Raw genomic sequence first — 11258 nt, forward strand, 5'->3', positions numbered from 1 at the left:
CAGGAAATCCCTAGTTCGCGGCTAGTCGCGGTGGAAAAAGGCTGGCCGGCCAAGGAGAACGTTCCGAGCCATCTCGCCCCTGTCGTGGGCGGCGAGTGCGCCGCCAGGGCTCTCCTCGTCCCAAAAGGCGGGATCGACATACTGGCGAAGTGCATCGATTTGGCGTGCCGTCTGGTCCGCCTGCTCTTGCAGCAGCGTCCTCGCGATGACAACTTCGGGAAAGTCGTCGCCTTCACCGGCAGCTACGAGCGCGCCTAGATCGGTCCGGCGCAGTGAGTTAAACATTTCCGCGACTAAGTCTCGGGCGGCAGCAAGACCGTGCGAGGCCGCTAGATTACTCATCGCCCACTTCCGGTCTGAGTTTTTTGGCGCTGGCATTGAGCTGCGCCCACAGTTTCTCGGTGCCTGCCTCCTGCGCGTCGTTGGCGAATTGAGACGCGACGAGCCAGCCTTTGATCGGCTGCAGGGGGAATATGCAGCCGAAGACCAGAAGCGGAAGGGAGGTTACAAGGTGCACCCAGAACGGTGGATCAAGAGCGGCTTGAATCCAGACAGCCACGAAGGTGAGGGGGAAGGCCACGATGCACAACGAGAAAAATGCAGGACCATCGTCTGGAGCGGCGAAGCTGTAGTCGAGCGCACACACCGGGCATTGATCTGTGAGCTTGAGCCATTTGCGGAACATCCTGCCCTGTCCGCATCTCGGACAAAGCCCCTTCCATCCACATTTCAGGATCCAGGCAAACTTACCGTCGGAGGGTGCTACATTGAGCGACATTATCATCTACCACACAAACATAGAGAAGCTTTGTCTGCTATGTTTGTATGCATACAATGTCAATACAAAATAAAACATACTGCTGACATAACCTTGCATGCCAATCAGATTTTCAGTAAGCTGAAGGCCGGCATTTGCGAAATTCACGTAGACGCGTCTACGCGCTGTTTCCGTTGGGATCATAATCCGCGTGTCGGGGGTTCGAGTCCGCTCCGCTACCATTTTTGCAATAAAATCATAACTTTATACTCGTTCCCAAGACGGGAAGGCCGAAATGCATTTTACGCAAATAGGGCTAGTTTTGCGGTTCCGGTAAACCGGACCGCCAAACATGCTGATTTTGCTAGATGAGCATCCGATTCTGCATCCTTCGCTCAATACGATTCGCTGTCAGGCGTGCTAGCGGCATCACAACATCACCTCTTTCACGACCCTGCGAGGGACGTTGACCTGATGGTTGAGATGGAGAGGGGCTGCTGGCGGCTTTAGCGTCCATCATCATAGAATATGCCATCCACGCTTGCGGGGCTCTTCCACGCTCGCTCTAAGCACTGACACGCCCGACAGTGATTGACGCAGGCACGTTTGGTCAGGATAGATCGATCCGATGATGAAGCTACCCGTTCTTGCCGTTCTGTTGCTCGTCGCCGGGGCCTGCGCACCCGTGTCGCAACGTGAAGCGACCGCAGCATCGCTTCCAGCGGTCGAGATGCGTGGACTGGCTTTTGCCCAGGCGCATTGTTCGGAATGCCACGCGGTGATTGCCGGTCAGGTTTCGCCTCTGGCCGAGGCGCCCCCATTCGAAGCGGTCGTCAACGTGCCAGGCCTGACCGAGGCGACGATCACGCCTTGGTTGCGCAATTCGCATAATTTTCCCGACATGATGAACTTCGCCATAGATCCAGCAGAGATCGACAATCTGGCCGCCTACATGCTGTCCCTGCAAAACAGGAATTATGTGCCGCGTATTTGACGTGAACACTCTGCATTGCGCTTCAGGCCCGCATCTGGAGCCACTCATCTCATTTCGACTGCCATGGTGCCCATCTTCAAGCCGGTGAGGCTTGTATGCGGGATCATGGACGGGGCGGCGCTTCGAGGTTTTCGTTGCATGCCATGCGCCATGCAGCCGCATCGCAATTCATCGAGCAGGGGTGGCCGCCGGAGAAGATCCAAGTGATGTTGGGGCATTCCCGCCCAAGATTGGCATTGCCAAGGACTGCATCTTTCGATATTACGATATTTATCGAATTATTGGATTAAGAGATGCAAGCCAACCGCGTGATCCGCGCCCTTGCCGCCTTGGCGCAAGAGCACCGCCTCGCTGCATTTCGCCTGCTCGTTCAGGCGGGTGAGGACGGGATTGCCGCTGGCACCCTTGCCGATATGCTCGATGTGCCACCGTCCTCGATGAGCTTTCATCTTGCCCAGCTCGCCAATGCCGGACTGGTTACGCAGCGTCGTGCAAGCCGATCGATTATCTACTCGGCGGACTATGCGGCTATGAACGGGTTGATGGGCTACCTGACCGAAAATTGTTGCGGCGGCGTATCTTGTTTTGGGAATGCTGCCGGCCTTCACTCGCTTGATCGAGAACCCGATCCTGAACGAAAGAGCGCCTGATGAAACGCTTCCATGTGCATGTTGGGGTGACCAACATCCAAAGGTCGATTGCCTTTTATTCCAGCCTGTTCGGTGCCCAACCCGGCGTTGTGAAGTCCGATTACGCCAAGTGGATGCTTGACGATCCGCACATCAACTTCGCGATCTCGATGCGCGAAGATGCCGCCAAGGGCATTGAGCATATCGGCATCCAGGTCGAGAACAAGGCCGAATTGGCCGAAGTCTATAGCCGCCTGAAAGATGCCGACCGCCCGGTGCTGGAAGAAGGCGCGACCACCTGCTGTTATGCGCATTCGGAAAAGTGCTGGATCGCCGATCCCGATGGCGTGGTTTGGGAAGCTTTTCTGACTGAAGGCGAAAGCACGACCTACGGCGGCAATCCCGACCTCAACCGGCTTGCGTCTCCCAGTGCCGCGGCAAGCGCCTGCTGCTCTCCGCAAATGGCCCCTGCCAAGACTTCCTCCTGCTGAGGCATTCGATGTCCGACCGGCCACTCCACGTGCTGTTCCTGTGCACGGGCAATTCCGCGCGCTCGATCCTGGGCGAAGCCATTCTCAACCATGACGGCAAGGGCCGTTTCAAGGCATACAGCGCCGGCAGCAATCCGACAGGCCAGGTCAATCCTTGGGCGATCAATACGCTCACGACGCTCGGTTATCCAGCGGATGGCTATAGCTCCAAAAACTGGAGCGAGTTTGCCCACGGGCCGGAGTTCGACTTTATTTTTACTGTTTGCGACAGTGCAGCGGCGGAAAGCTGCCCGGTCTGGCCGGGTCGCCCGACATCTGCGCATTGGGGTATTCCTGATCCGGCGGCAGTCGTAGCGAGCGACGCGGAAAAGGCAGCGGCCTTTCTCGATGCCTTTCGCATGCTCAAACGCCGTATCGACCTGATGTTGGCGCTTCCGATTGCGGACTTTGAACAGGTTGCCCTGCGCGAAAAACTGCAGACAATCGGGCACGAAGCCGACACGCTATGAACGCGACGACCGTTGACATCGACGCTCGCGCGGCAGGATTGGGCCTATTCGAGAAATGGCTTTCAGTCTGGGTCGGTGCGGCGATCCTTGCCGGGGTTGTGCTGGGCAATCTTGCGCCTGGCACCTTCGCTTCTCTGGCGTCGGTCGAATACGCCTCGGTCAATCTTGTCGTTGCGGTGCTGATCTGGGCGATGATCTTCCCGATGATGGTCGCTGTCGACTTCGGAGCGATACGCCGTGTTGGCGACAAGCCGAAAGGGCTGATCATCACGTTGGTGGTCAACTGGCTGATAAAGCCTTTTACCATGGCCGCGCTCGGCGTGCTATTCTTCGAGGTTGTCTTCGCCGATTTCATCGCCCCTGCCGATGCACAGCAATATATCGCCGGGCTTATTCTCCTTGGAGCTGCACCATGCACGGCGATGGTGCTTGTCTGGTCGCAACTTGTGAAGGGCGACCCAGCCTATACCTTGGTGCAGGTGGCAGCCAACGATCTCATCATGATCGTGGCCTTCGCGCCCATTGTCGCATTGTTGCTGGGCGTCACCGACATTGCCGTTCCATGGGAAACGTTGTTGTTGTCAGTGGCTCTTTACGTCGTCGTGCCACTGGCCGTCGGGGCATATGTCAGGCAGCGCCTTTTGGGCAATCACAATGGTGACGAGAGCGCGGTATGCGCCTTCACCGGACGCATGAAGCCTTTCTCGATCATCGGATTGCTGCTGACGGTGCTGCTGCTGTTCGGGTTTCAGGCCGAAACCATCGTCTCCCGTCCCCTGTTGATCGCACTGATAGCCGCGCCGATCGTCATGCAAAGCTATGGCATCTTTTTCATCGCTTACGGCTGGGCCAAGGCATGGAAGGTGCCGCATGCTGTCGCCGCACCCTGCGCGCTGATCGGGACGTCCAACTTCTTCGAGCTGGCAGTTGCGGTGGCAATCGGCTTGTTCGGGCTTGGGAGCGGCGCGGCCTTGGCAACGGTTGTTGGCGTTCTGGTTGAGGTGCCAGTCATGCTCTCGCTGGTTGCCATCGCTAATCGAACGCGCGGCAGTTTCGCTCTGCCATGACTTTTGATGGGTCAGGCTCGTTGTAAAACAACGTAGCCGTGTCCACTGTGCGCTTCCGTTGGAATCATAATCCGTGTTTCGGGGGTTCGTGTCCCTCCTCCGCAAACACCGGGAACTGCTGCTTCTCGGCTTGCGGATCTGTTACCTTAATCGGATCGGCCCTTCGTTCGGTACGCCGACGCTATGGCCCACCTGAGTGGAGAGCTTTGATGAACCGCAGGATTGGATCTTTCGCTCGTAACGCTGGCGTTGCCTTTGCCATGTTGGTTGCCGCCTGCACGACGGCGGCTCAGGCGGCGTCATACGTGATGTATCGCGATCCGGGCTGTGGCTGCTGCCATGAATGGGCTGAGCATGTCCGCCACGATATGCAAGCAGAAGTCGAGATGCGTGAAGACATCCCGATGCCGCAGGTGAAGGCCGAGTTGGGCGTGCCTGACGATCTGGTGTCATGCCATACCATGAAGGTCGATGGCTACGTCATCGAGGGTCATGTCCCGGCAAAGGAAATCCAGCGGCTGCTTCGCGAAAAGCCCCAGGACGTCAAGGGTCTTGCCGTTGCCGGAATGCCGCTCGGCTCCCCCGGCATGGAGGTGGCTGGGCGCACTCAGCCCTATCAGGTCATCGCGTTCGGCGATTTCGGCCAGCGGGTGTTCGCCAGCTACGAATGAGAGCTCGTTGCCGCAGGGGCTTCCTGGCGGACAGTCCCCAGGCGAGCAAAGCAAGTGAACGCCGCGATTTGCCACTCGCTTCCGCGGTGGTGAAGGAGGCGCCAATCCTTTGAAACCCTGCGCATCGTGGACGGGCTTTCTCCCCGGTCGGCAGCAGCCGTCCCGTGGGCGACGAACCTCATCGGTAGGGGATGAAATCGCCCAGGAAAACGACGCCAGTAGTGAATCCAAGCGTTTGATCCATCGTCCGGACAATATCCTGCTTGCAGAGCTGGCCACCTGAACGCTCGACGACCAGAACGTCACTGCTGTCGAGCGAACGCGGATTGTCCGGCCGCGCAACATAAATCGTGCTGCCTGCGTCATAGACCAAGGCGGTTCCATCGATCACGATCAGCCGATTGCTCAGCATCGCAGGAATGCAGCTTTGTGGTTCGCCAGCGGTCTTGCCTCGTAGCATCTCGGCAAGTCTTGCATCACCCTTTGCCGAGGGCGCTCGCGCCTCGGTGTGCGTGCAACCGGCGGCCAAAGTCAGGGCAAGCGCGATTGGCGCAGCCAGCGAAAGATGGATTCGATCTGGAGGTCTCAAGGTCAATTCCTTCCATATCAGTTCAAAGGCGGGTTTATCGGGCGTCCGCTATACCACAATCTGCGCGACCGCCCTCAATTGGGAGATGACCGAACAGCTTCACGCGATGGCTGATGCCGAACTGAGAAAGCCGTTGCTGGTGCACGGTGGTGAGCGTGAGGCGCGATGCTGGCGGTGGGCAATGTTGTCGCGGGTTTCGTCTCGGAGGCAAGAGGCACGATCGATGCCACAAATGTTTCCTCGTTCGGAAGCTGACGAAAATATATCGACGAGCGGTCAAGCGGATGATCGGGCAAGCGGGGAGTTCTAACCTGACTTCTTTCGCGCCTCCGCCGTGCAGGGCGTGTGATAAAGGCGATGGCTGTGTTGTGAAGGCCGAGACCCTGTCGTTTGAACGCGGTGCGGTGCGGCGTTCAGATCGCCGGAAAATCCACCTCGATCGCCTTGCGGAGTTCATGGCCGCTCGACTTCATGACCCGTGCCAATGCCCGCATCGAATTTGACGGCGCGCCTTTCTTTGCCAGCAGGGCAAATTCGATATCGCCGAGATCGGGCAATTGCCCTGCTGGCAGGGGCACGAGACTGGACGGGGCCAACGATTGCGCGTGGGGCGCGACGCCAAGTCCGGCGATGGCGGCAGCATGCACGCCGCTTTGACTGCCGCTCGTACACACGATGCGCCACGAACGGCCATGTCGGCCAAGGCTGGTGAGCGCAGCCGATCTGGTGAGGCTGGGTGGAAACAGCACCACCAGGGGGACCGGACTATCGGGGGCGAGCCGCAGGCTGGGCGCAGCAAGCCATACGAGAGGTTCGCGCCAAACCAGCTCGCCGAAGTCTTCGCCCACCCGGCGCTTCAGAAAGATCAGATCGAGATCGCCCGCATCGAGTTGCTGGCGCAAAACCTCGCTGAGCCCGACGGTCAGTTCGAGTTCCACCATGGGATGCGCTGTCGTGAAACTGCGCAGCACTTGCGGTAGTCCGCGCAGGACGATGTCTTCGGAAACGCCGAGCCGGACCCGCCCGTGGATTTTCTCGCCCGCAAAATGGTGCATGGCTTTGGCATTTGCATCGAGGATCACTTGCGCGAAACTCAGCATCGCTTCCCCCTCGCTGGTCATCCGAACCGAATGCGTGTCGCGGATGAAAAGCCGCCGACCGCATCGTGCCTCCAACTTGCGGATGTGCTCGCTTATGGCCGGTTGCCCGATGCCCAGCCGGTCGGCGGCAGCGGTGAAATTCTTCGTCGTGGCGACGGTTACGAAGCTGGTGAGCCACTTTGGATCGAACATGTCACGCCCTCGCAAACCGATCATCACAAAACGCGATCACAGTTATATCTTTCAGCACGGTTCACAATAGCCGAATGCGATGCGAAGGCCCGGTCCTCCTTTCCGATTGAACCGGATAACGCGATGACCAGACTGTATCGGCTCTTCGATATTTACATCTTGCTGATGGTCACGATGATCGTTCTGGCGATGTTGGTGCCGGCAAAGGGGCAGGGCTATGCGATCGCGTCCGGCATTGCCGACGTCGCGATTGCGTTTCTGTTTTTCCTGTACGGTGCGCGAATTTCGCTCAAAGAGGCAAAAGCAGGTCTTGGCCAAGGGCGACTGCAAATTGCCGTCTTGCTCAGCACATTCGTACTGTTTCCACTTGTCGGGCTTGGCTTGGCCAAGGGGCTGGGTGGGTTACTTCCGCCAGCCATTATCGCCGGCGTGATTTACCTCACGGTGCTGCCCTCTACCGTCCAGTCGTCCATCGCGTTCACCTCTATCGCTCGGGGTAATGTCCCGGCGGCGCTGTGCGCGGCTTCGGCATCCAATATCGTCGGCGTTTTCGTGAGCCCGATCCTGGCCGGTGCATTGATCGGCGGCGATGCGGTTGATCTGTCGTTTGGCGTGTTCCGTGACATTTGCCTGCAACTCCTCCTTCCCTTCGTGGTCGGACAGTGCCTTCGTCCATGGATCGCAAGGCTTATGTCGGCGCACAAGAAACTGCTGGGTTATGCCGATCGCGGATCGATCCTGCTCATCATCTACGTCGCGTTCTCGCACTCTGTGGCCGAAGGAATCTGGAGCAAGGTCGATGCAGCAGATCTGTTGCTGCTGTCGGGGGTGCTGGCGGTCCTGCTGGCCGCGGTCCTGCTTATCACTGCGGCAATTGGCCGGCGGGTTTTGCGACTTGAGTTCGAGGAGGCCGTCGTCCTCCAGTTCTGCGGGTCGAAGAAATCGCTGGCCAGCGGGCTGCCGATGGCGACGGTGGTCTTTGCGGGAACCGACATCGGGGTGATCGTGCTGCCGCTGATGATCTTTCACCAGATGCAGCTCGTCGTGTCCGCGTTCCTCGCGCAACATTATGCCAGGCGGGCCGATGATACGACCCCTGAGGTGAGTTTGATCGACCTGGAAACACCCAGTGCAAAGACCAGCTGATTGGTCACGCCTTGGCGAGCGAGGTCGGCACTGTTCCTTCGGATATATGTGAATGCGAAGAAACGTGCGCTTCGCAGGACGTAGAAAATCGGACTGAAACGCCGCTAGACGTCGATGTCACTTCGATGGCGCACACGGGACCGGGCGGCAGCCTTTCGGACATTCCATGCGTTGAGCTAAGTCATTCGCCTTTGTCGGGCGTGGTCACCTTGCGATCGCGCGCCGCCTGCAGGAACGTTGCGGCGAGATTGGACATAGCCATTGCGTCAGCCGCTGCCTTGGTCGCCATTCTCGTCGATTCAGAGGCCATGGCTGCCGCCTCGGCAGAAGCTTCCTCGGCATGACTGGCCACGGCCAGGGCCGCCGCCGCCGCCGCCGCAGAGGCGGATGCTGCCGCATCTATGGCGGCCTGCGCCGCGAGCTTGGCTGCTTCGGCCGCCGACTGCGCCGCTTCGATGACGGGGATTTCCGACGCTTCCTTGGCCGCCTCTGCGCACAAACGCGTGGCGTTCGCTGAATTTTCCGCCGCCTTGGCTGCCTGCCGAGCGGCTTCCGATGCGTGCGATGTCATGCCCGACAGCGCTTTCAGCGTGGTGACGTACGACGAATTGAGGTCGATATGGCTCTTTTTCAGCAGATCGATGTCGTTAGCCATCGCGGACAGCCGGGCTTCCAGCGAATCCATATTAAGGTTCATCGGTTTGGCCTTCATGGTTGCATGTATGGTTTTGGACTGATGATTGGCGCGGCAGAAATTCCGAAAACGCCTGGCTCAGCACCGCGTAGCATTCGCAAGCGCGCGCTTCGAGGCCGGGTCGGTTCAGGATCGTAATCTTTCCATATCCGTAATCGATCAAGCCCGCGGCCTGGATCTTGTTGGCCGCGACGCTCACCGCCTCTCTCCGGCATCCGATCGCGACGGCCAGTTGCTCTTGCGTCAGGTTGACGTGCTCGCTCTGCATGCGGTCCGACGCCATCAGCAATGTCCGGCATAATTGCTCAAGGATGGAATGATGTCGGATGCATGCGATCCTCTGCGCCGATTCCTGCATCAGGGCTTGCATGTAGCGCATGATGACGCGGCGGAAGTTGGCCGATCGATCGAAGCTCTGCCTGATGACTTCGGCGGAAACGCGATAGGCTCTGCCACTGGTTTGCGCGATTGCCGTATTCCGGGTCGCGTGGCCATCCATCAGTGCCGAAATACCGACAACGCCATCGCAACCGATCTGCGTGAATTCAGCAGAATAACCAATAGATAGATCGCAAGTCAGCGAAACGATCATGTCTATCGGGAAGTAGAGATATTCTATTACCGAAATTCCGGAATATAATACCTCGCCACTTTTCAGGTGGACGATCTTCTGCGCATCGAATTCTCCTGGGCGGCATTCCAGCACGAAAATGTCGGCAAGAGCATTGCCGGTAGCAGACCCGTATTTGGCCAACTTGCTCATCACGAACCCATTTTCACGCATCTCAGTCAGAGCGGACTGGGAGGGTCCCGCTCAGCGGCTGAAAGCCATAGCCTCAAATGCGCGCTAACACACAGACTGCGTCTTGGCGACTAGGTATACTGGGGAATTCGCGCCGAATGCCTCGATAAATCCACGAGGCTTAAACGCGGCAGTTATCCTTGGTGCATATGGCCGGAGGTTTCCAGGCATATCCCTGGGCCCTTCGGGTACGCAAAAAATGGAATATATTCCGGATCACTTCCTGGAAAAGTTTTCTGAAGAACTGAGTAGCTCTTTGGATACCTTTCAGGCTCGAAATGAAGTTTCGAGAGACGTATTGGACAGGCTTCATCTTGAGATGGTTGGCCTTTTCAAGTCGAACGTCGAATATCTTTTGGCTTCTTCCAATTAGATGCGACTCTGAAAATTCGAGCGACATAAGAACGCGGCACCAGCGATCGCTTTCCTGAAATAGCGAGTTGGGGTCCGTCTGCTCATCCGCTTTTCCCGGCGGCCACGCCAATATCTCGCACCATCTTCAACCGAGTGGCGGCGCGCATCCCGCGCCTTCTGCCATCTTTGGAACTCGTGGCAGAAATGTCGGGTGCGAGGGGGCGCTTGCAAGTAATCACCCCTGCCATTCCCGATCGGACCGCATGCTCGCCACGACCGTATGTATCGGTGCCGATCACGTCGGCAACAGCGTCCGCAAAAACGAGCTCCTTTCCATTTCACGATACAATCGTGCTGAATCTGTAGTCGTCCGGCACCGCTGCGGATATGGAGATCGTCGACCATCTGCTGAAAAGGCTGTTATTCGACCATGGCGCGTCCCAAAAAAATCGACGCTGATACGGACCGTGAATTTGCCCGGCCGGGCGGGCATCCCTTCGGCTCGCCGAAGCAAAGTTCCGACGGGGAATCCAAATCCTCGCTGGTGAGGCTGGTGTACGAGGCGATCATGAGCGCGCTCGACGCTGGCGAGCTGACGCCCGGCAGTCGCATCGTCGCATCGGAACTGGCGACAAGGCTGGGTTTCAGCCGGGCCCCCGTGCGCGAGGCACTGGCCGTGTTGGCGGGGCAGGGGCTGGTCGAACTCCTGCCCGATCGCGGCGCCATGCTGCGTCCGATGAGCCCCCACGACATGGCCGCGGTCTATGAAGTCAGCGCGCCGGTTGCCGCCGTCGGCTTGCGCGAAGCCGCGCACCGGATAGGCGAAGGCGACAACGCGGATCGGATCCGCGAGGCGATGGCGGCGATCAGGAAAGCCGGCGAGGCAGAACATCCCAGCGTCGGGTTTTTCCTCGTCCTCAACGACTTTCACTACCTCGTGAACGCCATTGCCGAAAAACCCTACGTCGATTTCGTGCTGCGTGCGGTCAATCTCGAATACTGGAACCGCCTGCTCGTGTCGGTCATCGATATGGACCTGCATTCCCCCCAATATGTCAGCAATTACCAGCGGATCACCGACGCGCTTCTGGCGGGCGACGCAAAGGCTGCCGAGGCGATCATGCTCTACCATGCAGATTGGTGCGCCACCTTGATCGAGCCGTCGACATAAGCGCATAATTGTCGACAATATGAGATTTTGGTGCGGAGATTAGCGATATAAATCTAGTTATAACTCAGAATCGTCGACAATCGCTTGCGGAA

At 58.3% G+C, this 11258-nt stretch carries 15 protein-coding genes; 9 read left to right on the forward strand and 6 right to left on the reverse strand.

Features of this window, described 5'->3' with window-relative positions; all coding sequences use genetic code 11:
- Window positions 1–21: 21 nt before the first annotated feature.
- On the reverse strand, window positions 22–285 hold the full coding sequence (locus EKN06_RS00650) for a hypothetical protein (protein ID WP_240654537.1): 264 nt from the start codon (window positions 283–285) through the stop codon (window positions 22–24).
- A 49-nt stretch (window positions 286–334) separates the two neighbouring features.
- Window positions 335–778 carry a DUF983 domain-containing protein gene (locus tag EKN06_RS00655; RefSeq protein WP_127610963.1) on the reverse strand — a complete coding sequence of 148 codons (444 nt, stop codon included), beginning with the start codon at window positions 776–778 and terminating at the stop codon, window positions 335–337.
- A 607-nt stretch (window positions 779–1385) separates the two neighbouring features.
- Between EKN06_RS00655 and EKN06_RS00660 the strand changes: the two genes are divergently transcribed.
- The 7 genes from EKN06_RS00660 (at window position 1386) to EKN06_RS00690 (ending at window position 5118) form a co-directional block, all read left to right on the forward strand.
- Window positions 1386–1751 (forward strand): c-type cytochrome, encoded by a 366-nt coding sequence (locus tag EKN06_RS00660; RefSeq protein ID WP_127610964.1) that lies wholly within the window; start codon window positions 1386–1388, stop codon window positions 1749–1751.
- A gap of 95 nt (window positions 1752–1846) precedes the next feature.
- A complete protein-coding gene (locus tag EKN06_RS16140; protein ID WP_127610965.1) occupies window positions 1847–2041 on the forward strand; it encodes a tyrosine-type recombinase/integrase in 195 nt (64 codons plus the stop codon).
- 3 nt (window positions 2042–2044) lie between these two features.
- The gene (locus EKN06_RS00670) at window positions 2045–2401 is read left to right on the forward strand and encodes an ArsR/SmtB family transcription factor (protein ID WP_127610966.1); all 357 of its coding nucleotides are present in this window, start codon (window positions 2045–2047) and stop codon (window positions 2399–2401) included.
- Window positions 2401–2871, forward strand: a complete 471-nt coding sequence (locus EKN06_RS00675) for an ArsI/CadI family heavy metal resistance metalloenzyme (protein WP_127610967.1) — start codon at window positions 2401–2403, stop codon at window positions 2869–2871. The genes EKN06_RS00670 and EKN06_RS00675 overlap by 1 nt, the downstream gene beginning before the upstream one ends.
- Before the next feature lie 8 nt (window positions 2872–2879).
- Window positions 2880–3380 (forward strand): arsenate reductase ArsC, encoded by a 501-nt coding sequence (locus tag EKN06_RS00680; RefSeq protein ID WP_164843880.1) that lies wholly within the window; start codon window positions 2880–2882, stop codon window positions 3378–3380.
- Complete coding sequence (gene arsB, locus EKN06_RS00685; RefSeq protein WP_127610968.1) at window positions 3377–4447, forward strand: ACR3 family arsenite efflux transporter; 1071 nt, start codon at window positions 3377–3379, stop codon at window positions 4445–4447. The genes EKN06_RS00680 and arsB overlap by 4 nt, the downstream gene beginning before the upstream one ends.
- A 209-nt stretch (window positions 4448–4656) precedes the next feature.
- Window positions 4657–5118 carry a DUF411 domain-containing protein gene (locus EKN06_RS00690; protein WP_240654538.1) on the forward strand — a complete coding sequence of 154 codons (462 nt, stop codon included), beginning with the start codon at window positions 4657–4659 and terminating at the stop codon, window positions 5116–5118.
- A gap of 178 nt (window positions 5119–5296) precedes the next feature.
- Here EKN06_RS00690 and EKN06_RS00695 read toward each other — a convergent pair whose 3' ends face one another.
- Together EKN06_RS00695 and EKN06_RS00700 are read right to left on the reverse strand one after the other, a co-directional pair.
- Window positions 5297–5647 (reverse strand): hypothetical protein, encoded by a 351-nt coding sequence (locus tag EKN06_RS00695; protein ID WP_240654539.1) that lies wholly within the window; start codon window positions 5645–5647, stop codon window positions 5297–5299.
- Window positions 5648–6120: 473 nt separating this feature from the next.
- Entirely contained in the window at window positions 6121–7023 is a 903-nt protein-coding gene (locus EKN06_RS00700; protein ID WP_338068050.1) for a LysR family transcriptional regulator, read from the reverse strand.
- On the opposite strand from EKN06_RS00700, the gene EKN06_RS00705 reads away from it, so the two are divergent.
- A complete protein-coding gene (locus EKN06_RS00705) occupies window positions 6910–8145 on the forward strand; it encodes a bile acid:sodium symporter family protein (protein ID WP_338068051.1) in 1236 nt (411 codons plus the stop codon). The two genes, EKN06_RS00700 and EKN06_RS00705, sit on opposite strands and share 114 nt — an antisense overlap.
- A 181-nt stretch (window positions 8146–8326) precedes the next feature.
- On the opposite strand, the gene EKN06_RS00710 is transcribed toward EKN06_RS00705, so the two are convergent.
- Window positions 8327–8842, reverse strand: a complete 516-nt coding sequence (locus tag EKN06_RS00710) for a hypothetical protein (RefSeq protein ID WP_127610970.1) — start codon at window positions 8840–8842, stop codon at window positions 8327–8329.
- Window positions 8832–9602 (reverse strand): Crp/Fnr family transcriptional regulator, encoded by a 771-nt coding sequence (locus tag EKN06_RS00715; protein ID WP_164843881.1) that lies wholly within the window; start codon window positions 9600–9602, stop codon window positions 8832–8834. Before EKN06_RS00715 ends, EKN06_RS00710 begins: the two co-directional genes overlap by 11 nt.
- Before the next feature lie 823 nt (window positions 9603–10425).
- Between EKN06_RS00715 and EKN06_RS00720 the strand changes: the two genes are divergently transcribed.
- Window positions 10426–11166 (forward strand): GntR family transcriptional regulator, encoded by a 741-nt coding sequence (locus EKN06_RS00720; protein WP_127610972.1) that lies wholly within the window; start codon window positions 10426–10428, stop codon window positions 11164–11166.
- The last annotated feature ends 92 nt before the right edge of the window (window positions 11167–11258 follow it).

The organism is Croceicoccus ponticola (assembly GCF_004004515.1).
Lineage (GTDB): Bacteria > Pseudomonadota > Alphaproteobacteria > Sphingomonadales > Sphingomonadaceae > Croceicoccus > Croceicoccus ponticola.

Coding starts and splice junctions, on each gene's coding strand:
- EKN06_RS00715 (WP_164843881.1), bottom strand. CDS start 9,602: ATGAGCAAGTTGGCCAAATACGGGTCTGCTACCGGCAATGCTCTTGCC.
- EKN06_RS00660 (WP_127610964.1), top strand. CDS start 1,386: ATGATGAAGCTACCCGTTCTTGCCGTTCTGTTGCTCGTCGCCGGGGCC.
- EKN06_RS00690 (WP_240654538.1), top strand. CDS start 4,657: ATGAACCGCAGGATTGGATCTTTCGCTCGTAACGCTGGCGTTGCCTTT.
- EKN06_RS00655 (WP_127610963.1), bottom strand. CDS start 778: ATGTCGCTCAATGTAGCACCCTCCGACGGTAAGTTTGCCTGGATCCTG.
- EKN06_RS00700 (WP_338068050.1), bottom strand. CDS start 7,023: ATGATCGGTTTGCGAGGGCGTGACATGTTCGATCCAAAGTGGCTCACC.
- EKN06_RS00675 (WP_127610967.1), top strand. CDS start 2,401: ATGAAACGCTTCCATGTGCATGTTGGGGTGACCAACATCCAAAGGTCG.
- arsB (WP_127610968.1), top strand. CDS start 3,377: ATGAACGCGACGACCGTTGACATCGACGCTCGCGCGGCAGGATTGGGC.
- EKN06_RS00680 (WP_164843880.1), top strand. CDS start 2,880: ATGTCCGACCGGCCACTCCACGTGCTGTTCCTGTGCACGGGCAATTCC.
- EKN06_RS00670 (WP_127610966.1), top strand. CDS start 2,045: ATGCAAGCCAACCGCGTGATCCGCGCCCTTGCCGCCTTGGCGCAAGAG.
- EKN06_RS00710 (WP_127610970.1), bottom strand. CDS start 8,842: ATGAACCTTAATATGGATTCGCTGGAAGCCCGGCTGTCCGCGATGGCT.
- EKN06_RS00720 (WP_127610972.1), top strand. CDS start 10,426: ATGGCGCGTCCCAAAAAAATCGACGCTGATACGGACCGTGAATTTGCC.
- EKN06_RS16140 (WP_127610965.1), top strand. CDS start 1,847: ATGCGGGATCATGGACGGGGCGGCGCTTCGAGGTTTTCGTTGCATGCC.
- EKN06_RS00650 (WP_240654537.1), bottom strand. CDS start 285: ATGTTTAACTCACTGCGCCGGACCGATCTAGGCGCGCTCGTAGCTGCC.